Below are 19584 nucleotides of genomic sequence, written 5' to 3'. Positions count from 1 at the left end.
TAGTGGAACCCGATCGGGTGACTCCGGCACACCGGTGGTCGGGATCACCGGACCCCGGGTTTGCGGGCCTCCGGCGAATTACGTAACGTTGTCGTTGTGAAAAACGCGGCGGCGCTCTCCGGGCAGCAGCCGGCGACCGCACCGGTCGCCGGGTCGCGGCGCGGCGCCAGGCGCGCCGAGCCGGAGCTGTCGCAGGCCGCGTCCACCGACCTCTCCACCCGCGACCGGGTCACCCAGCTGCTGCTGGAACAGGGCGCGACGACCGCCGCGCAGCTCGGCTCGGCGCTCGGGCTCAGCCCGGCCGCGATCCGCCGGCACCTCGACGCCATGCTCGCCGACGGCGACGTGGAGGCCCGCGAGCAGGTCGTGCGGGGCAGCCGGGGGCGGGGCCGGCCGGCCAAGGTCTTCGTGCTGACCGAGGCGGCCCGGGTGCGCTGCGGCACCCACCACTACGACAACATCGCCACCGCCGCCCTGCGCTGGATCGCCCGCACCGGCGGCTCGCGGGCCGTCGAGGCGTTCGCCGCCGAGCAGGTGACCGCGCTGGAGGAGCGCTGCCGCGCCGCCATGGAGGACGCCGGCGACGAACCGCTCGCCCGGGCGGAGGCGCTCGCCGGGGCGCTGACCGCCGAGGGCTACGCTGCCAACGCGTCCACGATCGCCTCCGGCGGCCAGCTGTGCCAGCACCACTGCCCGGTGGCGCACGTGGCCGCCGAGTTCCCCCAGCTGTGCGAGGCCGAGACCGCGGTGATCTCCCGTCTGGTCGGCACCCACGTGCAGCGCCTGGCCACCATCGCGCACGGCGACGGGGTGTGCACCACGCACATCCCCACCCAGCCGCGTGCCCAGTCCGGTAACACCGTCACCACTGTGAGGACAGATAGATGACCGAGCAGATCGTCCAGCCCCTGACCCAGGAGGAGCAGCTCGCCGCTCTGGGTCGCTACGAGTACGGCTGGGCCGACCCCGACGTCGCGGGGGCGTCCGCCCAGCGCGGCCTCAACGAGGCGGTGGTGCGGGACATCTCGGCCAAGAAGAACGAGCCGGCCTGGATGCTCGACCTGCGCCTCAAGGGCCTGCGGCTGTTCGGCCGCAAGCCGATGCCGGCGTGGGGCGCGGACCTCACCGGGATCGACTTCGACAACATCAAGTACTTCGTGCGGTCCACCGAGAAGCAGGCCACCAGCTGGGAGGACCTGCCGGAGGACATCAAGAACACCTACGACCGGCTGGGCATCCCCGAGGCGGAGAAGCAGCGGCTGGTCGCCGGCGTCGCGGCGCAGTACGAGTCCGAGGTCGTCTACCACAAGATCCGTGAGGACCTTGAGGAGCAGGGTGTCATCTTCCTGGACACCGACACCGCGCTGCGCGAGCACGAGGACATCTTCAAGGAGTACTTCGGCACGGTGATCCCGGTCGGCGACAACAAGTTCGCCGCGCTGAACACCTCCGTCTGGTCCGGTGGCTCGTTCATCTACGTGCCGAAGGGCGTGCACGTGGAGATCCCGCTGCAGGCCTACTTCCGGATCAACACGGAGAACATGGGCCAGTTCGAGCGGACGCTGATCATCGTCGACGAGGGTGCGTACGTGCACTACGTCGAGGGCTGCACCGCGCCGCTCTACTCCTCGGACTCGCTGCACAGCGCGGTCGTGGAGATCATCGTCAAGAAGAACGCCCGGTGCCGTTACACGACCATCCAGAACTGGTCGAACAACGTCTACAACCTGGTGACCAAGCGCGCCGTCTGCCACGAGGGCGCGACCATGGAGTGGGTCGACGGCAACATCGGCTCCAAGGTCACCATGAAGTACCCGGCGGTCTACATGACCGGCGAGCACGCCAAGGGCGAGGTGCTCTCGGTGGCCATGGCCGGCGAGGGCCAGCACCAGGACGCGGGCGCCAAGATGGTGCACGCCGCGCCGCACACCTCCTCGACCATCGTGTCGAAGTCGATCGCCCGGGGCGGCGGCCGCACCTCCTACCGGGGCCTGGTGCAGGTGCTGGAGGGCTCGCACAGCAGCCGGAGCACGGTCAAGTGCGACGCGCTGCTGGTCGACACCATCTCCCGCTCCGACACCTACCCCTACGTCGACATCCGTGAGGACGACGTGTCGATGGGGCACGAGGCGACCGTCTCCAAGATCAGCGACGACCAGCTCTTCTACCTGATGAGCCGGGGCCTGAGCGAGGACGAGGCGATGGCCATGATCGTGCGCGGCTTCATCGAGCCGATCGCCAAGGAGCTCCCGATGGAGTACGCCCTGGAGCTCAACCGCCTGATCGAGCTCCAGATGGAGGGGGCGGTGGGCTGACCGCCGCGCGGCCCGGACCCGTCACGCCGCGTCGCGACCAGCGCGACCGACCCTCCGATCAATCGCAGAACAGACCAAGGAAGAGATGACTACCCAGGCTTCCGCGCCGCCCGCGACCAAGTCGCAGGCGCTCCGCTCGTACGACGTCGCCGACTTCCCGGCCCTCACCGGCCTGGAGGAGGAGTGGCGCTTCACCCCGCTCAAGCGCCTGCGCGGCCTGCTCGACGGCGCCGTGACGGACGAGTCGGCGCACTGGCCGGCCTACGAGTACGGGCAGCTCCCCGAGGGGGTCACGGTCGGCACGCTGGCCAAGGACGACCCGCGCCGGGGCAGCGTGCTGGTCCCGTTCGACCGGATCAGCGCCCGCGCCTACGGCGAGTCGGACCTCGGCCAGCTGGTGCAGGTGGCCCGGGAGGCGGTGGTCGCCGAGCCGGTGATCGTCACCGTGCACGGCGGGCCCTCCGACGTGGTGGCCTTCGCGCACACCTTCGTCGAGATCGGCGCGCTCTCCGAGTCGGTGCTGGTCCTGCGGCACGTCGGCTCCGGCACGCTGGCCGACAACGTCGAGGTGTCGGTGGGTGACGGCGCGAAGCTGACGCTGGTCACGATCGCGGACTGGGCCGACGACGCCGTGCAGGCGCAGCACCTCAAGGTCAAGCTGGGCCGCGACGCCAAGGTGATCCACGTCCAGGTGAGCCTCGGTGGCGACCTGGTCCGGCAGTACACCTCGGTGGAATACGCCCAGCGCGGCGGCGAGGCCGAGCTGTACGGCGTCTACTTCGCCGACTCCGGGCAGCACCTGGAGCACCGGCAGCTGGTCGACCACACCGTGCCGGACTGCCGCAGCTACGTCGGCTACCGGGGCGCCCTGCAGGGCGACAGCGCGCACACGGTCTGGGTCGGCGACGTGCTGATCCGGGCCGAGGCGACCGGCACCGACACGTACGAGATCAACCGGAACCTGCTGCTCACCGACGGTGCCCGGGCGGACTCGGTGCCCAACCTGGAGATCGAGACCGGCGAGATCGCCGGCGCCGGGCACGCCAGCGCGACCGGCCGTTTCGACGACGAGCAGCTCTTCTACCTCATGGCCCGGGGCATCCCGGAGGGCGAGGCCCGCCGCCTGGTGGTCCGCGGCTTCTTCGCCGAGCTGATCAACAAGATCCCGGTCGACGACCTGCGCGAGCGGCTCGGCGACGCGATCGAGGCCCGCCTCGCCAAGGCCGGCGCCTGATGATCAAGATCTGCTCGACCGAGGACGTGCCGAAGGGCACCGCGATCAGCGCCGACGTCGACGGCACGCAGATCGCGATCGTGCACGGCGAGGACGACGCGTTCTACGCCGTGTACGACGAGTGCTCACACGCCGCGGTGGCCCTCTCCGAGGGCGAGGTCGACGGGTGCACGCTGGAATGCTGGCTGCACGGATCCCGTTTCGACCTACGGACCGGTGAGCCCACCGGGCTGCCCGCCACCGAACCCGTTCCCGTCTATCCCGTCGAAGTCCGCGAGGGCGACATCTACGTCAGCCTGACGCCGAGCAATGGAGTGACCCGCTGATGAGCACCCTGGAGATCCGCGACCTGAAGGTGTCGGTCAAGCTGCCCGAGGGTGAGCTCAAGCCGATCCTGGCCGGTGTCGACCTGACCGTGAAGTCGGGCGAGACCCACGCCATCATGGGCCCGAACGGCTCCGGCAAGTCGACGCTGGCGTACTCGATCGCCGGCCACCCCAAGTACGAGATCACCGGCGGTTCGGTGACCCTCGACGGCGAGGACGTGCTGGCCATGTCCGTCGACGAGCGGGCCCGCGCCGGCCTCTTCCTGGCCATGCAGTACCCGGTCGAGGTCCCCGGCGTCTCGGTGGCCAACTTCCTGCGCACCGCCAAGACGGCCATCGACGGCGAGGCGCCGAAGCTGCGCACCTGGGCCGGCGAGCTGCGCGGCGCCATGGAGAAGCTCCAGATGGACCCGGCGTTCGCCCAGCGCAACGTCAACGAGGGCTTCTCCGGCGGTGAGAAGAAGCGGCACGAGATCGTGCAGCTGGAGCTGCTCAAGCCGAAGATCGCCATCCTCGACGAGACCGACTCCGGTCTCGACGTGGACGCGCTGCGCGTGGTCAGCGAGGGCGTCAACCGGGTGCGCGACACCGGCGACACCGGCCTGCTGCTGATCACCCACTACACGCGGATCCTGCGCTACATCAAGCCCGACTTCGTGCACGTCTTCGTGGCCGGCCGGATCGTCGAGCAGGGCGGCCCGGAGCTGGCCGACAAGCTCGAGGAAGAGGGCTACGAGCGGTACGTCGCCGGGGCCGGCTCGGCGCGGGCCTGACCTCCGATGACCTCCATCGCGATCCCGTCGGGCATGCCGCAGTACGACGACGTGCCCCGCTACGACGTGGCACGGGTGCGGGCCGACTTCCCGATCCTGGACCGGGAGGTCAACGGGCACCCGCTGGTCTACCTCGACAGCGCCAACACCTCGCACAAGCCGCGGCAGGTGCTCGACGTGCTCGCCGAGCACTACGCGCGGCACAACGCCAACGTGTCCCGCTCGGTGCACACGCTGGGCACCGAGGCGACCGAGGCGTACGAGGGGGCCCGGGCGAAGATCGCCGCGTTCATCAACGCGCCGAGCGTGGACGAGGTGGTCTTCACCAAGAACTCCACCGAGGCGATCAACCTGGTGGCGTACGCGTTCTCCAACGCCTCGCTGCGCCCGGACGGCGACCCCCGGTTCCGGCTCGGGCCCGGTGACGAGATCGTGATCTCCGAGATGGAGCACCACTCGAACATCGTCCCGTGGCAGCTCCTCGCCGAGCGGACCGGCGCGACCCTGCGCTGGTTCCCGGTCACCGACCACGGCCGGCTCGACGAGTCCGGGCTGGACGACCTGGTCACCGAGCGGACGAAGATCGTCTCGCTGGTGCACATGTCCAACATCCTCGGCACGGTCAACGCCACCTCGCGGATCACCCAGCGGGTCCGCGAGGTGGGTGCCCTGCTGCTGCTCGACTGCTCGCAGTCGGTGCCGCACATGCCCATGGACGTGGTCGACTACGACGCGGACTTCATCGTGTTCACGGGTCACAAGATGTGCGGCCCGACCGGCATCGGTGTGCTGTGGGGCCGGGGCGAGCTGCTCGCGGCGATGCCCCCGGTGTTCGGCGGCGGCTCGATGATCGAGACCGTGTCGATGGCGCGTTCGACGTTCGCCGCGCCGCCGGCCCGGTTCGAGGCGGGCACCCCGCCGATCGCCGAGGCGGTCGCGCTCGGCGCGGCGGTCGACTACCTCACCGGGATCGGGATGCCGGCCATCCAGTGGCACGAGAAGGAGCTGACGGCGTACGCGCTGGACGCCCTCTCCACCGTGCCCGGGCTGCGGATCTTCGGCCCGAACGTGCCGGTCGGCCGGGGCGGGACGATCTCCTTCGCGCTCGGCGACGTGCACCCGCACGACGTCGGGCAGGTGCTCGACTCGCTCGGTGTGCAGGTCCGGGTCGGGCACCACTGCGCCAAGCCGGTGTGCAACCGGTTCGGCGTGCCGGCCACCACCCGGGCGTCGTTCTACCTGTACACCACGACCGAGGAGATCGACGCGCTGGTGGCCGGTCTCGAGCAGGTGCGGAAGGTGTTCGACTGATGCAGCTCGACCAGCTCTACCAGGAGATCATCCTGGACCACTACAAGCACCCGCACGGCCGCGGCCTGCGGGACGCGACGGACCCGGCCGCCCGGGTCGGGGAGGCGCACCACGTCAACCCGACCTGCGGCGACGAGATCACCGTGCGGGTGACCACCGACGGCAAGGTGTTCACCGACATCTCGTACGACGGGATGGGCTGCTCGATCAGCCAGGCGTCGGCCAGCGTGCTGCACGAGCTGCTGCGCGGCCGGGCCGCCGACGACGCCGGCGTGGTGCATGAGGCGTTCGTCGAGTTGATGTCCGGGCGTGGCCAGGTCACGCCCGACGAGGACGTGCTCGGAGACGGGGTGGCGTTCGCGGGTGTCGCGCGCTACCCGGCCCGGGTGAAGTGCGCGCTGCTGTCGTGGATGGCGTTCAAGGACGCCGCGGCACGCGCCGGGGTGGGCGTGAGCCCGGAGGTGAAGGCATGAGCAGCGAAGAGACCACCTCGACGCCGGAGACCGGCGCGGTGGCGACCGACGGCGCGGCCCCGGCCGGCGACGCTCCGGCCAACGGTGCCGCGGCGGCCAACGGTGCCGCGGCGGCCGACGGTGCGGCGGGTGGCGGCAAGCCCGCGATCGACGACATCGAAGAGGCGATGAAGGACGTCGTCGACCCGGAGCTGGGCATCAACGTGGTCGACCTCGGCCTGGTGTACGGCATCCACGTCGACGATCAGAACGTCGCGACCCTGGACATGACGCTGACCTCGGCGGCGTGCCCGCTCACCGACGTGATCGAGGACCAGGCCCGGCAGGCGCTGACCACCGGCCCCGGCGGCGGCCTGGTCGACGACATCCGGATCAACTGGGTCTGGCTGCCGCCGTGGGGCCCCGACAAGATCACCGACGAGGGCCGGGACCAGCTCCGCTCCCTCGGCTTCAACGTCTGACCGGTTTCCCCGGTCCCCGTCGAGCGCGACACCCCCTGCGGGTGCCGCGCTCGACTCGTTCCACCCCGCGTGGGCAGAGCCCGGATCAGCGGTTGTCGCCGCTGCCACCCAGCACGCCACGGCCCTGACGGCTGGCCAGCTTGGCCAGGTTGGCCGCCGCGACGTCGTCCAGCGACAGATCGAGGTAGTCGGCGAGCACCGCCACGTACCACAGCACGTCACCGAGCTCCTTCGCGATGTCGGCCCGGTCGATCCGCGACTCGTCGCTGTCGAGGTCCCGGACCCACTTTTTGAACTTCTCGGCGATCTCACCGGATTCGCCGACCAGCCCGAGCACCAGGTGGAGCAGCTCGTTCGGCTTGTCCCGTGGAGCGGCGGTACGCAGGGCGCCGCGCTGATAGTCGTCCAGGTCCAATTCGGCGCTCCACCGGATCTTGGTAGCGAACGGCCCCCTACCGGGGCCGGTTCCGTCCATGATCCCAGAGGGACCGGGCTCGGGAAAACGGGTGGCGGGCGTCGGGGAGGTGCGGGCACGATGGGCGCGTGATCGAGGCGTACCCGAAGCAGGCTCCTGTCCGTGCGGCCACTGCCGCGCGTCGACAGCGCACCCTGCCGCCGGCCGCCTCGACCCGCCGCCCACCGTCGTGACCGGGGCGTTCCTCGCCGGTCTGGTGGCCGGCTACGGCGTCGCCGTGCCGGTCGGCGCGATCGCGATCCTCATCCTCGGGCTCAGCGCCCGCACCTCGTTCCGGGTCGGCGCGGCCGCGGCGCTCGGGGTCGCCACCGCCGACGGCCTCTACGCGGCGGTGGCCGTGCTGGGCGGCGCGGCCGTCGCCGCCGTGATCACGCCGATCGCCGGGCCGCTGCGGCTGGTGGCTGCGGCGGTGCTGTTCGCCCTTGCCGCGCACGGCGCGTGGCGGGCGCTGCGCTCCCGCACCGAGGCCACGGCCGCCACCGTCAACCGCGGCCTGGACACGGCCGGGCGGGCGTTCGGCGGCATCCTGGCCCTGACCCTGCTCAACCCGGCCACCGTCATCTACTTCGCCGCGCTCGTCCTTGGGCGCAACGACGCGACCGGCCGGGACCCCGTGGGCGCGGCGCTCTTCGTGCTCGGCGCCTTCCTCGCCTCGGCCAGCTGGCAGTTGCTGATCGCCGGCGGCGGCACCCTGGTGGGCCGGGTCCTCACCGGACCCCGGGGCCGCCTGGTGACCGCGCTGGCGTCCAGCGCGATCATCGCCGCGCTCGCCGTCGCCACGCTGCTGGGCTGACCCGCGTCGACCGCCGTCCTGTCAGGAGTGTCAGCTGTCCGGCTGATGTGAAGAAATCCCTGGTCCGCCTAGGGTCTGTGACCATCTGTGGATCATCCGCGTACGCCCCGTCGATCCGGGCGCGTGCGCGGCTCCACCCACTCCTCACCGAGCAGGGGGACGAGGACTGATGATCACTCTGGTACGACGACCGCGCCGGTCGACAGACCGTCGGGCGCGACGCGGGCGGATGGCAGGTCTCCTGGTCGCCGCGCTGGCGGCGGCGGTGCTGCCGGCGCTGGCGGCACCGGCCCCGGCCGGCGCGGCCCCGCCCTCCGGGGGCCCGTGGCACAAGGTGGACGGCAAGCCCGCGCCGACCAAGGCCGGCCGGAAGGCGACCGTGCACGCCGACCGGCTGACCACGTACACGCTGGACCGGCAGAGCATGAAGGGCGTGCTCGACAAGGCGCCGCCGGAGCGGAGCCGGTCCCTCCGCCCGTCGGCCCAGGTCGTGACGCTGCCGGCGCCGAACGGGACGTTCCAGCGCTTCGAGCTGGTGGACTCGCCCGTCATGGAAGCGGGCCTGGCCGCGGCGCACCCCGAGATCAGCACGTACGCCGGTCGTGGCCTGGACGACCCGACCGCGACCGTGCGCGCGGACCTGACTCCGCTCGGCTTCCACGCCTCGGTCCGCTCGGCGGCCGGGAACTGGTACGTCGACCCCTACTACCACCTGGACCAGAGCCTCTACGCGAGCTACTTCGTCCGCGACCTGGCGAACCCCCACGGCGACCTCGTCGAACGGGAGGACGTCATGGCGGCCGCCCAGGCCCTCGAAGGCGAGGTGGGTGTGGCACCCACCGAGGTCCCCACCGGACCGTCGGTGACGCTGCGCACCTACCGGGTGGCGCTGGTGACCGACCCCTCCTACGCCACCTTCTTCGGCGGCGCGGAGAACGTCACCGCGGCCAAGGTCACCCTGATGAACCGGGTCACCCAGATCTACGAGGACGAGACCGCGATCCGGCTCGTGCTGATCAACGACACCGAGAAGACCAACCTCAACACCCCGGCGCTCGCCACCGAGCCCAACGGCCCGTGCGGCGCGGCGGCCTGCTTCACCCCGGCCCAGCTCAGCTCCTGCGGCAGCGGGACGCTCAGCCGTAACCGCATCGTCCTCGGTCAGCTCGTCGGCGCCGGCAACTACGACGTGGGCCACATCGGCCTCGGCGTCAACGGCGGCGGCGTGGCCAGCCTCGGCGTCATCGGCGGCAACGGCAAGGCCCAGGGCTGCACCGGCCTGCCGACACCGGTCGGTGACTTCTACGCGGTGGACTACGTGGCGCACGAGATGGGCCACCAGTTCGCCGGCAACCACACGTTCAACGGCAACCAGTGGAACTGTTCGGGCGGCAACCGGAGCGCGGCCAACTCGTACGAGCCGGGCAGCGGGTCGTCCATCATGGCCTACGCGGGGATCTGCCAGCAGGACAACCTCCAGCCGCACAGCGACCCGTACTGGTCGCACCGCAGCTACACCGAGATCACCAACTACGTCACCTCCACCCGCCCGGCCATCAACGAGGTGCAGACGGTCTCGCTGCGCGACTTCGACACCGACGGCGACGCGTTCACGGTGTCCTGGAACGGCGTCGAGTCCGCGCCAATCGTGCGGGGGGTCAACTACAGCACGGCCGGCATCAAGGCGGCCGTCGAGGCGATCACCGGCTGGCCGGCCGGTGCGACGGTCACGGTGGCCGCGTTCGGCGGCAGCGGGGCGCTCAACGACACCGGCTTCCAGGTCACCTTCGGTGGCACGCTGGCCGCCACCAACGTCGCCCCGCTCGCCCTCACGGGCCTCTCCGGCGCGTCCGGGTTCGTCGGCGAGACCGCCAAGGGCGGCGCCATCGACAACGGCGGCTTCCTGGCCGAGGTGACCGCCAACCACGCGCCGGTGGTCACCGTGCCGGACACGGTCACCATTCCGGTGCGTACCCCGTTCGCGCTGTCCGGCAGCGCCACCGACTCGGACGGCGACACCCTGACGTACCTGTGGGAGCAGAACGACCGGGGCGGCGCCGCCGGCACCGCGCTGGTGAACAACACCAAGGTCAACGGCCCGCTGTTCCGGGTGTTCGGCACGGCCGCCAACGTCTCGCCGAGCGACACCCTGGAGTACCACTCGCCCGGCCTGAACGCGGTTTCCACCGACCCGACGCGGGTGTTCCCGGACCTGACGCAGATCCTGGCGGGCAACACGAACGCCAGAACCGGCGCCTGCCCGGCCGCGCCGGCGCCGCCGGCCAGCGGTGGCGCCACCAACGTGCCGGCGGACCTCGTCGACTGTTACTCGGAGTTCCTGCCCACCCGGGACTGGGTCGGGTTGGCCAACGACCGGACCATGCACTTCAAGCTCACCGCCCGGGACGGCCGGACGGGTGGCGGCGGCGTCGGTAGCGCCGACGTCGCCGTGGTGCTGGCGCCGGACGCCGGGCCGTTCCTGGTCACCTCGCAGGGTTCCGCCGCCGTCCTGGACGGCGGCTCGACGCAGGCGGTCACCTGGGACGTGGCCGGAACCGACGCGGCGCCGGTGAACGCCGGCCAGGTGAAGATCACGCTCTCCGCGGACGGCGGGAAGACCTTCCCGTACGTGCTGGCCGAGAGCACCCCGAACACCGGTAGCGCGACAGTGAGCCTGCCGAACGTGGCGACGACGCAGGCGCGGATCCGGATCGAAGCGGTCGGCAACGTCTTCTTCGACCTGAACGACGCCGACCTCACCATCCGGGCCGTGCCCGTGGTGTCGAACGACGCCCCGGCGGGCGGGGCAGCCGTCCAGTACAGCGACGGTCTCGCGCCGACGGTCCGGGTCACGGCGACCGACGCGGACACCGTCGGGGCGGAGCTGACCGCGTCCGCCGCCGGCCTGCCCGCCGGCCTGTCCCTGGCCGTGTCGGCCACCTCCGGCACCGGGACGCCGGGCACGCGGAGCTGGACGGTGACGGGGACCACCGGCGCGGCGCCGGGCGACTACCCGGTCACCGTCACGGTCACCGACGGCACCGGCCTGGTCGCGGCCACCTCGTTCACGATCCGGGTCGCCGCGGAGGACGCGGCGGCGAGCTGGGCCGGCGACACCCTGGTGACCACGAACGGCGCCACGGGCCGGGCCCTGCTGCGGGCCGTCGTCCGGGACAGCGCGGTGCTGCCCGGCGCGACGGACACCGCCGCGGGGGACATCCGCACCGCCACGGTCACCTTCGCCGAGGGCGGCGTGCCGCTCTGCACCGGCGTGCTCGACCTGCTCGGTGCGGACAGCGGCAGCGCATCGGCGTCGTGCGAGGCGACCCTGCCGGCGGGCAGCCACACCGTCACCGCGACGGTCGGCGGCCACTACACGGGCGGCACCAGCGCCCGGGTGACCGTGGCGGCCTCCGACGGGTCGTTCCTCACCGGCGAGGGCGCGCTGGCCGCGGGCCGGCCCGCCGGCCGGTATCCGGCGGCCGCCGGATCGCCGGTGACCGTCGACCTGGCCGCGAAGGCGGCCCGGCCCGGTAAGAGCCCGACCGGTTCGGCGACCGTCGGGTTCCGCTCCGGCGGCCGGAGCTACGAGATCCGGGGCACGGCCGTCGAGGGTGTCGGCCTGACCGGGGACGGCAGGGCCGCGCAGGTGCGTTACCGGGCCGACCTGGTCGACCGCACCGGCACGGTGGTGGCCGGCGGGCTGACCCTGGCCGTGACGGTCACCGACCGGGGTTCCCCCGGCCGGAAGGACAGCGTCGGGATCACCCTGTGGCAGGGGGGTGCGCTGCTCTTCTCGTCCGACTGGACGGGGGTCGGCACCGCCGAGGTGAAGCTGACCGGCGGGAACCTCACCGTCCACTGACGGCGGGTGACGCGGGAGGGCGCCGGTCCGGTGCCCTCCCGCGTTCCGGCTCCCCGTGGTGTCCGGACGCGCCCCGGTGCCGTACCGTCGTCGCATGAGCAGCCGACCCGCGGCCGGGGGCGGCCGGTGGGTCGAGGTCGACCCGACCCGCGTCGCCCGCTGGGTCGAGGGCTTCGCCGAGCGGCACGGCCCGCCCACCACGACAGTCGAGGGGTACGGCCTGCTGCTCACCGCGCCCGACGGCGCCACGGCCGAGCTGCACACCCCGCCCGGCGCCCCGGCCACCGCCGACGTGCCCGGGTTCGTGGCCGCGGCCGGCGCGCCCCGCCGCCTCGGCTTGCTGCTGGCCCGCAAGGGCGCGGTGGCGGTCGGCGTCGCCCAGGGCCCCGACCTGGTCGTCTCGAAGGTGGACACCCGGTACGTGCAGGGGCGCACCGCCGCGGGCGGCTGGTCCCAGCAGCGCTTCGCCCGGCGGCGGGACAACCAGGCGAAGGCGGCGCTGGGTGACGCGGCCGAGCTGGCCGTACGCCTGCTGTTGCCGGAGGCGGAGAGCCTGACGGCCGTGGTCGGCGGCGGGGACCGGCGGGCCGTGGACACGGTGCTGGCCGACCGGCGGCTGGCCCCGCTGGCCGCCCTGCGCGCGGAGCGGCTGCTCGACGTGCCCGAGCCCCGGCACGCCGTGCTGGTCGGCGCGGTGGCCGCCGCCCGCGCGGTGCGGATCCTGGTCCGCGACCCGGCCCCCGACGACGCCCGCTGACCCCACCGTCGGGGCCGGACATGGCGGGACCCCGGCGCCGGGGTGGTCGCCGGGGTCCGGTGGGTCGGGCGTTACTGGGTGCCGCCGAAGGTGTCGCAGGCCTTCGGGTCGCCGGTGGAGAAGCCCTTGGTGAACCACTGCTTGCGCTGCTCGGAGGTGCCGTGGGTGAACTCGTCCGGGTTCACCGGCCGGCCGGAGCGCTGCTGGATGGCGTCGTCGCCGATCTTCTCGGCCGTGTCGATCGCCTGCTGGATGTCCTGGTCGGTGATGGTCTTGAAGATCTTCTGGCCCTTCTCGTCGGAGGTGCCGGTGGCGTTCTTCGCCCAGGCGCCGGCGTAGCAGTCGGCCTGGAGCTCCAGCTTCACCGACAGCGTGTTGGCGTTCTGCGGGTCGCGCTGCTGCTGGCGGCGCATCTGCGCCTCGGTGCCGAGCAGGTCCTGCACGTGGTGCCCGTACTCGTGGGCCAGCACGTACGGCTGGGCGAACTCGCCCTCGGCGCCGAGCTGGTCGGCGAGCAGGCGGTAGAAGGTGAGGTCGATGTAGACCAGGTCGTCCGCGGGGCAGTAGAACGGGCCGACCCCGGAGTCGGCCGCGCCGCAGCCGGTGCTCACGTTCTGGCTGAAGAACACGGTCTTCGACGGCTTGTACTGGTCGCCGAAGACCTGCGGCAGGGCGGTCCGCCAGTACGCCTGGATCGAGTTGACGTAGAGCGTGTTGCGGCAGTCGAGCTGCTCCAGCGCGTCCTGCGCGGAGCACTTCTGTTCCAGCGAGGTGTTGTCGCCCTGCTCGGAGCCGCCGCCGTTGGTGGCCGCGTTCAGCCCGAAGCCGCCGCCCACCAGGGCGACCACGACGGCGATGATGATGCCCACGATCCCGCCCCGGCCGCCGCCGATCGGGATCGGTATGCCCATCCCGCCGCCTCCGCCGGACCCTCGCCGATCCTCCACCTGGCTGGTGTCGACCCGCGCGTTCTCGTTCAGCTCCATGTTGACCCCGATCACCGATTAGTCCGTGTGTGGTGGTTGCGGTACCGGACCGGGTCCGGACGGGGTTTTCGGTACCCGATGATCTTGCGCGGTAATCCGCCGGGCCGCCCGGGGAGCGCCCGGTACAATTGGCGCGTGCTGCGCTGCGAAGGCTGAACGGCCCCGCGCCGACGGGAAATCATGACCCGCCGGCGCTTTCGCGTGCCCTGAGTCAGCCCTTCGCCGAACCCCGAGAGCGAGTACCTCGACATGATCAACGCCACCGGCCTGGAACTGCGCGCCGGTTCCCGGATCCTGCTGTCCGACACCACGCTGCGGGTGCAGCCGGGTGACCGGATCGGCCTGGTCGGCCGCAACGGCGCCGGCAAGACCACCACGCTGAAGGTGCTGGCGGGGGAGGGGCAGCCGTACGCCGGGCAGATCGACCGGCGCAGCGCGATCGGCTACCTGCCGCAGGACCCGCGCACCGGCGACCTGGAGGTCACCGGGCGGGACCGGGTGCTCTCCGCCCGCGGCCTGGACGTGCTCATGGCGCAGATGAAGGAGCTGGAGGAGGAGCTCGCCGAGGGCGCCGACGACGAGCGGCTGGTCCGCCGCTACGGCGCGCTGGAGGACCAGTTCGCCTCCCTGGGCGGCTACGCGGCCGAGGCCGAGGCGGCCCGGATCTGCGCGAACCTCGGGCTGCCCGACCGGGCCCTGGCGCAGACCATCGGCACCCTCTCCGGCGGCCAGCGCCGCCGCATCGAGCTGGCCCGGATCCTGTTCCGCGACGCCGGCGAGAACGGCGGCGGCATCCTGCTGCTCGACGAGCCGACCAACCACCTCGACGCCGACTCGATCACCTGGCTGCGCGGCTTCCTCGGCAACCACAAGGGCGGCCTCATCGTGATCTCCCACGACGCCTCCCTGCTGGAGGCCGTGGTCAACAAGGTCTGGTTCCTGGACGCCACCCGCTCCGTGGTCGACGTCTACAACCTCGGCTGGAAGGCGTACCTGGAGGCGCGGGAGACCGACGAGCGGCGCCGCCGCCGGGAGCGGGCCAACGCCGAGAAGAAGGCCGGCGCGCTGATGGCCCAGGCGGACAAGATGCGGGCCAAGGCCACCAAGACCGTCGCCGCGCAGAACATGGCCCGGCGGGCCGAGAAGCTGCTGTCCGGCCTGGAGGACGTCCGGGTCGCCGACAAGGTGGCGAAGGTGCGCTTCCCCACCCCGGCGCCGTGCGGCAAGACCCCGCTCACCGCCTCCGGCCTGTCGAAGTCGTACGGGTCGCTGGAGATCTTCACCGACGTGAACGTGGCGGTGGACCGCGGCTCCCGGGTGGCGATCCTGGGCCTCAACGGCGCCGGCAAGACCACCCTGCTGCGGATGCTCGGCGGCCTGCTCGAACCGGACACCGGCGAGGTGCGCCCCGGGCACGGCCTGCGGCTCGGCTACTACGCGCAGGAGCACGAGACGCTGGACGTCGAGCGGACCATCCTGGAGCACATGCGCAGCGCCGCGCCGCAGCAGACCGACACCGACCTGCGCCGCATCCTGGGCGCGTTCCTGTTCTCCGGCGAGGACGTCGACAAGCCGGCCGGGGTGCTCTCCGGCGGCGAGAAGACCCGGCTGGCCCTGGCCACCCTGGTCTGCTCCGGCGCCAACGTGCTGCTGCTGGACGAGCCGACGAACAACCTCGACCCGGTCAGCCGCGAGCAGGTGCTGGACGCGATCGCCCGCTACCCGGGCGCCATCGTGCTGGTCACCCACGACCCGGGCGCGGTGCTGGCGCTGAAGCCCGACCGCGCCATCCTCCTCCCCGACGGCGACGAGGACGCCTGGTCCGACGACCTCCTGGAACTGGTCGAACTGGCCTGACCCCCGTCAGGGGAGCAGGTGGGGGAGGACGCCGGAGGTGGTCAGGATGACCACGCCGAGGGCGATGAAGACGGCCGGCACCAACCAGTGGCCGGCGCGGCCGACCAGGGACACCACCCGGGGGTGGTTGCCGAGCAGGGCGGCGGCCGCGCACCAGACGGCCACCAGGGCGGCGAAGACCAGCAGCCAGACCAGGCCGGTGGCCGGGTCGAGCGAGCGGAACACCGGCACGTAGACGGCGACGTTGTCGGCGCCGTTGGCCACCGTCACCCCGGCCACGCCGAGCAGGCCGCCGACCACGGCCGGCGGCTCGTCGTCGCCGCGGCGGGCCAGCAGGGCGCGGACGCCCAGCGCGATCGGCAGCAGCCCGAGCAGGCCGGTCCACGGATCGGGCACCACCAGCAGCCCGGCGGCGACCACCACCGCGACCCCGACCAGCGCGCCGATGCCCGCGTACTGGCCGGCGACGATCTGCCAGGGGCGGGGCCGGCCGGTGCGCCGGGCCGCCACGAAGAACACCGTGAGCACGACGATGTCGTCGATGTTGGTGGCGGCGAAGACGCCCGCGGCGGCGGCCGCCGCGGCCAGCACGTCGATCATCCGAGGAGCGTACGGCTCGGCCGGCCGGTCGGCCTCTCATGATCCGGCCGGCCGACGCCGGCTGGGCCGGTCAGGAGGATCACTCTATCGGGAAGCTGACATTGCATAGCGTGTCGGTTGGCGAATAGTTGATATCTGGCGCATGATCGTCCGAGGCGGTCTAATAGGTGGGACCGTATCCGAACCGCACAGTCTGGGACGTGAGGAATCAGCATGGCAGCCACCGGCACAGCCACCAGCACTGAGAAGGGTCGCCGGATCGTCGGGGCCGAGCGGCAGACGCTCGCCAAGGACCTGGTAAAGCGGTACACCTCGGGTGAGAGCATCCGTGCGCTCGCGGCCTCGACCGGCCGTTCCTACGGGTTCATCCACCGGGTGCTCACCGAGTCCGGGGTGCAGCTGCGGCAGCGTGGCGGCGCCCGGCGCCGCAAGAAGGCGTGACCCGCCCCCCAGCGTCGTCCATCAGCGCTGTGCTCCGGGCGGTCCGGTGACCGCCGAGACGACCGGAGTACGACTCGACTGCGACGGGCCGGTCGCGACGGTGACGTTGTGCCGGCCCGACGTGCTCAACGCGCAGACCCCGGCCATGTGGCGCGCGATGAGCGACTTCTCCCGGGACCTGCCCGGCGACGTCCGCGTCGTCGTGGTGCGCGGTGAGGGGCGGGCCTTCTCCGCCGGCCTCGACCTGTCGGTCGCCGGCTCCTCCGGCCCGGGTTCCTTCGCCGAGCTGTCCACCCTGTCCGAGCAGGAGTGCGCCGACCGGATCGCCGAGTACCAGGGCGGTTTCACCTGGCTGCACCGGCCCGACGTGATCTCGATCGCCGCCGTGCAGGGCCACGCCATCGGCGCCGGCTTCCAGCTCGCCCTCGCCTGCGACCTGCGGGTGCTCACCGAGGACGCCCGACTCTCGATGGCCGAGGTGACCCTCGGCCTGGTTCCCGACCTGGCCGGCACGAAGCGTCTCGCCGAGCTGGTCGGCTATTCCCGCGCGCTGGAGATCTGCGCCACCGGCCGCCGGATGGACGCCGCCGAGGCGGACCGGATCGGCCTGGCCACGCTCGTGGTGCCGGCCGGCGAGCTCGACGGCGCGGTGCGCGACCTGACGGCGGGCCTGCTGGCCAACAACCGCGACGCGATCGTGGAGGTCAAGGCGCTGCTCGCCGGCGCGGGCGGGCGCACCCACGCCGAGCAGCAGCGGGCCGAGCGCGAGGCGCAGACCCGGCGGATCCGCGACCTGGCCGGTCGGGGCGAATAGTAAGGACCATCCGGGAAGATCCGGGTTACTCGCGAGGTTGTCGTAGTCGTCGGGAGAATTGACCCCGACGGCCCACGGCTGCCGACGACCCGGAGGTGACGAGTGTCCAACCCGATGGCCGGTGGCGGCATGGGCGGCTGGAGCATGCTCCGGTCGATGCGCAACCGCGACGAGATCTCCACCCACCAGCTCAAGCGCGGCACCGCCCGGCGGATCGTCGCGTTCGCCCAGCCCTACCGGCGCGACATCATCGTCTTCCTGGTCACCGTGGTGATCGCCGCGGTGATCGGGGTGGCCACCCCGCTGCTCGCCGGTGACGTCATCGACGCGATCGCCGGTGGCGGCTCCGACGCGGGCGCCACCGTGGTTCGCCTCGCCCTGATCATCGCCGTGCTGGCCGTGGCCGATGCGCTCTTCTCGCTGGCCCAGCGGTGGTATTCGGCCCGGATCGGCGAGGGCATCATCCTCGACCTGCGCACCCGGGTCTACGACCATGTGCAGCGGATGCCGCTGCAGTTCTTCACCCGCACCCAGACCGGCGCGCTGGTCAGCCGGCTCAACAACGACGTGCTCGGCGCCCAGCGGGCGTTCACCTCGACGCTGTCCGGCGTGGTCAGCAACGTCATCCAGCTCGTGCTCACGGCCGGCGCGATGCTCATCCTGTCGTGGCAGATCACCGTGTTGGCGCTCGTGCTGCTGCCCATCTTCATCATCCCGGCGCGCCGGGTCGGCCGCCGGCTGGCCGAGATCACGCGCGAGTCGTACAACCTCGACGCCAAGATGAACGCGACGATGACCGAGCGGTTCAACGTCTCGGGCGCCCTGCTGGTCAAGCTCTTCGGCTCGCCCGAGGTGGAGGCGACGCGGTTCGCCGGCCGGGCCGAGCGGGTCCGCGACATCGGCATCCAGTCGGCCATGTACTCGCGCACCTTCTTCGTCGCCATGCTGCTGGTCGCCTCCCTCGCCCAGGCGCTCACCTACGGGCTCGGCGGCTGGCTGGCCGTCACCGGCGCGGTCAGCGCCGGCACCGTGGTCAAGCTGGCGCTGCTGCTCACCCGCCTCTACGGCCCGCTCACCGCGCTCTCCAACGTCCGGGTCGACGTGATGAGCGCGCTGGTCTCCTTCGACCGGGTCTTCGAGGTGCTCGACCTGCGCCCCGGCATCGAGGAGAAGCCCGACGCCCAGCCGGTGCCCCGCGGCAACGGCCGGGTCGAGTTCCGCGACGTGCGGTTCCGCTACCCGAGCGCCGCCGAGGTGTCGCTGGCCTCCCTGGAGGAGGTCGCCGCGCTCGACCGCACGGTCAACGAGCCCGTGCTCAAGGGCGTCTCGTTCGCCGTCGAGCCCGGCCAGATGGTGGCCCTGGTGGGTCCCTCCGGCGCCGGCAAGTCGACGCTCTCCATGCTGATCTCCCGGATCTACGACGTCAGCGACGGCCAGGTGCTGGTCGGCGGGGTCGACGTGCGGGAGGCCACACTCGCCTCGCTCCGCGACGAGATCGGCGTGGTCACGCAGGACTCGCACCTGTTCCACGAGACGATCCGGGAGAACCTGCGCTACGCCAAGCCGGACGCCACCGACGACGAGATCTGGGCCGCGCTGGCCGGCGCGCAGGTCGCCGACCTGGTCCGCGCCCTGCCCGACGGGCTGGACACCACGGTCGGTGAGCGCGGCTACCGCTTCTCCGGCGGCGAGAAGCAGCGCATCGCCATCGCCCGGCTGCTGCTCAAGGCCCCGTCGATCGTGATCCTCGACGAGGCCACCGCGCACCTCGACTCGGAGAGCGAGGCGGCGGTGCAGCGGGCGCTGTCGGTGGCGCTGACCGGGCGCACCGCGCTGGTGATCGCGCACCGGCTGTCCACGGTCCGCGACGCCGACCAGATCCTCGTCCTCGACGAGGGGCGGATCGTCGAGCGCGGCCGGCACGACGAGCTGGTCGCCGTCGGCGGCCTCTACGCCGAGCTCTACCGCACCCAGTTCGCGGTCACCGACTCGCCGGCCCCCTACGCCGAGCCCGAGCAGCCGGAGCGGGTGGTCACCACCGTGCCGGTCGGCACCTACGTGGCGCAGGAGGCCCTGCCGCCGGCCGCCGCCAACTAGCCCGAC

General features: G+C 72.2%; 18 protein-coding genes. 15 read left to right on the top strand and 3 right to left on the bottom strand.

Annotated features, from left to right (window positions below; genetic code table 11):
• The first annotated feature begins 96 nt into the window (after positions 1-96).
• The 8 genes from ACQP12_RS23690 (at position 97) to ACQP12_RS23655 (ending at position 6893) form a co-directional block, all read left to right on the top strand.
• Entirely contained in the window at positions 97-888 is a 792-nt protein-coding gene (locus tag ACQP12_RS23690; RefSeq protein WP_433282124.1) for a helix-turn-helix transcriptional regulator, read from the top strand.
• Positions 885-2315, top strand: coding sequence for a Fe-S cluster assembly protein SufB (sufB, locus tag ACQP12_RS23685; protein WP_154227702.1), 1431 nt, complete (start codon positions 885-887; stop codon positions 2313-2315). The genes ACQP12_RS23690 and sufB overlap by 4 nt, the downstream gene beginning before the upstream one ends.
• Before the next feature lie 85 nt (positions 2316-2400).
• The gene (sufD, locus tag ACQP12_RS23680; protein WP_357950167.1) at positions 2401-3549 is read left to right on the top strand and encodes a Fe-S cluster assembly protein SufD; all 1149 of its coding nucleotides are present in this window, start codon (positions 2401-2403) and stop codon (positions 3547-3549) included.
• Entirely contained in the window at positions 3549-3875 is a 327-nt protein-coding gene (locus tag ACQP12_RS23675) for a non-heme iron oxygenase ferredoxin subunit (protein WP_357950170.1), read from the top strand. The genes sufD and ACQP12_RS23675 overlap by 1 nt, the downstream gene beginning before the upstream one ends.
• On the top strand, positions 3875-4648 hold the full coding sequence (gene sufC / locus ACQP12_RS23670; RefSeq protein WP_357950172.1) for a Fe-S cluster assembly ATPase SufC: 774 nt from the start codon (positions 3875-3877) through the stop codon (positions 4646-4648). Before ACQP12_RS23675 ends, sufC begins: the two co-directional genes overlap by 1 nt.
• A 6-nt stretch (positions 4649-4654) precedes the next feature.
• The gene (locus ACQP12_RS23665) at positions 4655-5959 is read left to right on the top strand and encodes a cysteine desulfurase (RefSeq protein ID WP_433282120.1); all 1305 of its coding nucleotides are present in this window, start codon (positions 4655-4657) and stop codon (positions 5957-5959) included.
• The gene (gene sufU, locus ACQP12_RS23660; protein ID WP_357950177.1) at positions 5959-6432 is read left to right on the top strand and encodes a Fe-S cluster assembly sulfur transfer protein SufU; all 474 of its coding nucleotides are present in this window, start codon (positions 5959-5961) and stop codon (positions 6430-6432) included. The genes ACQP12_RS23665 and sufU overlap by 1 nt, the downstream gene beginning before the upstream one ends.
• Complete coding sequence (locus ACQP12_RS23655; RefSeq protein ID WP_433282117.1) at positions 6429-6893, top strand: metal-sulfur cluster assembly factor; 465 nt, start codon at positions 6429-6431, stop codon at positions 6891-6893. The genes sufU and ACQP12_RS23655 overlap by 4 nt, the downstream gene beginning before the upstream one ends.
• A gap of 85 nt (positions 6894-6978) precedes the next feature.
• Here ACQP12_RS23655 and ACQP12_RS23650 read toward each other — a convergent pair whose 3' ends face one another.
• The gene (locus ACQP12_RS23650; RefSeq protein ID WP_357950183.1) at positions 6979-7308 is read right to left on the bottom strand and encodes a nucleoside triphosphate pyrophosphohydrolase family protein; all 330 of its coding nucleotides are present in this window, start codon (positions 7306-7308) and stop codon (positions 6979-6981) included.
• A gap of 229 nt (positions 7309-7537) precedes the next feature.
• Here ACQP12_RS23650 and ACQP12_RS23645 point away from each other — a divergent pair, with 229 nt between their 5' ends.
• The 3 genes from ACQP12_RS23645 (at position 7538) to ACQP12_RS23635 (ending at position 12783) form a co-directional block, all read left to right on the top strand.
• On the top strand, positions 7538-8161 hold the full coding sequence (locus ACQP12_RS23645) for a LysE family transporter (RefSeq protein WP_433282115.1): 624 nt from the start codon (positions 7538-7540) through the stop codon (positions 8159-8161).
• A 229-nt stretch (positions 8162-8390) separates the two neighbouring features.
• Complete coding sequence (locus ACQP12_RS23640; RefSeq protein ID WP_433282113.1) at positions 8391-12026, top strand: M12 family metallo-peptidase; 3636 nt, start codon at positions 8391-8393, stop codon at positions 12024-12026.
• 94 nt (positions 12027-12120) lie between these two features.
• On the top strand, positions 12121-12783 hold the full coding sequence (locus ACQP12_RS23635; protein ID WP_433282111.1) for an acVLRF1 family peptidyl-tRNA hydrolase: 663 nt from the start codon (positions 12121-12123) through the stop codon (positions 12781-12783).
• Between the two features lie 71 nt (positions 12784-12854).
• Here ACQP12_RS23635 and ypfJ read toward each other — a convergent pair whose 3' ends face one another.
• On the bottom strand, positions 12855-13769 hold the full coding sequence (gene ypfJ, locus ACQP12_RS23630) for a KPN_02809 family neutral zinc metallopeptidase (RefSeq protein ID WP_433289409.1): 915 nt from the start codon (positions 13767-13769) through the stop codon (positions 12855-12857).
• A 249-nt stretch (positions 13770-14018) separates the two neighbouring features.
• On the opposite strand from ypfJ, the gene ACQP12_RS23625 reads away from it, so the two are divergent.
• On the top strand, positions 14019-15626 hold the full coding sequence (locus ACQP12_RS23625; protein WP_433282109.1) for an ABC-F family ATP-binding cassette domain-containing protein: 1608 nt from the start codon (positions 14019-14021) through the stop codon (positions 15624-15626).
• A gap of 6 nt (positions 15627-15632) precedes the next feature.
• On the opposite strand, the gene ACQP12_RS23620 is transcribed toward ACQP12_RS23625, so the two are convergent.
• Positions 15633-16226 (bottom strand): cadmium resistance transporter, encoded by a 594-nt coding sequence (locus tag ACQP12_RS23620; RefSeq protein ID WP_433282107.1) that lies wholly within the window; start codon positions 16224-16226, stop codon positions 15633-15635.
• A gap of 213 nt (positions 16227-16439) precedes the next feature.
• On the opposite strand from ACQP12_RS23620, the gene ACQP12_RS23615 reads away from it, so the two are divergent.
• The 3 genes from ACQP12_RS23615 to ACQP12_RS23605 all read left to right on the top strand — a co-directional run bounded on the left by ACQP12_RS23615 (position 16440) and on the right by ACQP12_RS23605 (position 19578).
• Entirely contained in the window at positions 16440-16667 is a 228-nt protein-coding gene (locus ACQP12_RS23615; protein ID WP_007462679.1) for a helix-turn-helix domain-containing protein, read from the top strand.
• A gap of 46 nt (positions 16668-16713) precedes the next feature.
• The gene (locus ACQP12_RS23610; protein ID WP_433282105.1) at positions 16714-17481 is read left to right on the top strand and encodes an enoyl-CoA hydratase/isomerase family protein; all 768 of its coding nucleotides are present in this window, start codon (positions 16714-16716) and stop codon (positions 17479-17481) included.
• Positions 17482-17595: 114 nt separating this feature from the next.
• A complete protein-coding gene (locus ACQP12_RS23605) occupies positions 17596-19578 on the top strand; it encodes an ABC transporter ATP-binding protein (RefSeq protein WP_357950281.1) in 1983 nt (660 codons plus the stop codon).
• Positions 19579-19584 lie beyond the last annotated feature (6 nt).

Source organism: Micromonospora sp. CA-244673 (assembly GCF_050948395.1).
Lineage (GTDB): Bacteria > Actinomycetota > Actinomycetes > Mycobacteriales > Micromonosporaceae > Micromonospora.
The sequence above is the reverse complement of the archived record's forward strand: the minus strand, read 5'-3'. Positions and strand labels throughout refer to the sequence as shown.

Excerpts from the sequence above, each read along its gene's own strand:
- sufB (WP_154227702.1), top strand. The coding sequence starts at position 885 with ATGACCGAGCAGATCGTCCAGCCCCTGACCCAGGAGGAGCAGCTCGCC.
- sufD (WP_357950167.1), top strand. The coding sequence starts at position 2,401 with ATGACTACCCAGGCTTCCGCGCCGCCCGCGACCAAGTCGCAGGCGCTC.
- ACQP12_RS23675 (WP_357950170.1), top strand. The coding sequence starts at position 3,549 with ATGATCAAGATCTGCTCGACCGAGGACGTGCCGAAGGGCACCGCGATC.
- sufC (WP_357950172.1), top strand. The coding sequence starts at position 3,875 with ATGAGCACCCTGGAGATCCGCGACCTGAAGGTGTCGGTCAAGCTGCCC.
- ACQP12_RS23665 (WP_433282120.1), top strand. The coding sequence starts at position 4,655 with ATGACCTCCATCGCGATCCCGTCGGGCATGCCGCAGTACGACGACGTG.
- sufU (WP_357950177.1), top strand. The coding sequence starts at position 5,959 with ATGCAGCTCGACCAGCTCTACCAGGAGATCATCCTGGACCACTACAAG.
- ACQP12_RS23655 (WP_433282117.1), top strand. The coding sequence starts at position 6,429 with ATGAGCAGCGAAGAGACCACCTCGACGCCGGAGACCGGCGCGGTGGCG.
- ACQP12_RS23640 (WP_433282113.1), top strand. The coding sequence starts at position 8,391 with ATGGCAGGTCTCCTGGTCGCCGCGCTGGCGGCGGCGGTGCTGCCGGCG.
- ACQP12_RS23635 (WP_433282111.1), top strand. The coding sequence starts at position 12,121 with ATGAGCAGCCGACCCGCGGCCGGGGGCGGCCGGTGGGTCGAGGTCGAC.
- ypfJ (WP_433289409.1), bottom strand. The coding sequence starts at position 13,769 with ATGGAGCTGAACGAGAACGCGCGGGTCGACACCAGCCAGGTGGAGGAT.
- ACQP12_RS23625 (WP_433282109.1), top strand. The coding sequence starts at position 14,019 with ATGATCAACGCCACCGGCCTGGAACTGCGCGCCGGTTCCCGGATCCTG.
- ACQP12_RS23620 (WP_433282107.1), bottom strand. The coding sequence starts at position 16,226 with ATGATCGACGTGCTGGCCGCGGCGGCCGCCGCCGCGGGCGTCTTCGCC.
- ACQP12_RS23615 (WP_007462679.1), top strand. The coding sequence starts at position 16,440 with ATGGCAGCCACCGGCACAGCCACCAGCACTGAGAAGGGTCGCCGGATC.
- ACQP12_RS23605 (WP_357950281.1), top strand. The coding sequence starts at position 17,596 with ATGGCCGGTGGCGGCATGGGCGGCTGGAGCATGCTCCGGTCGATGCGC.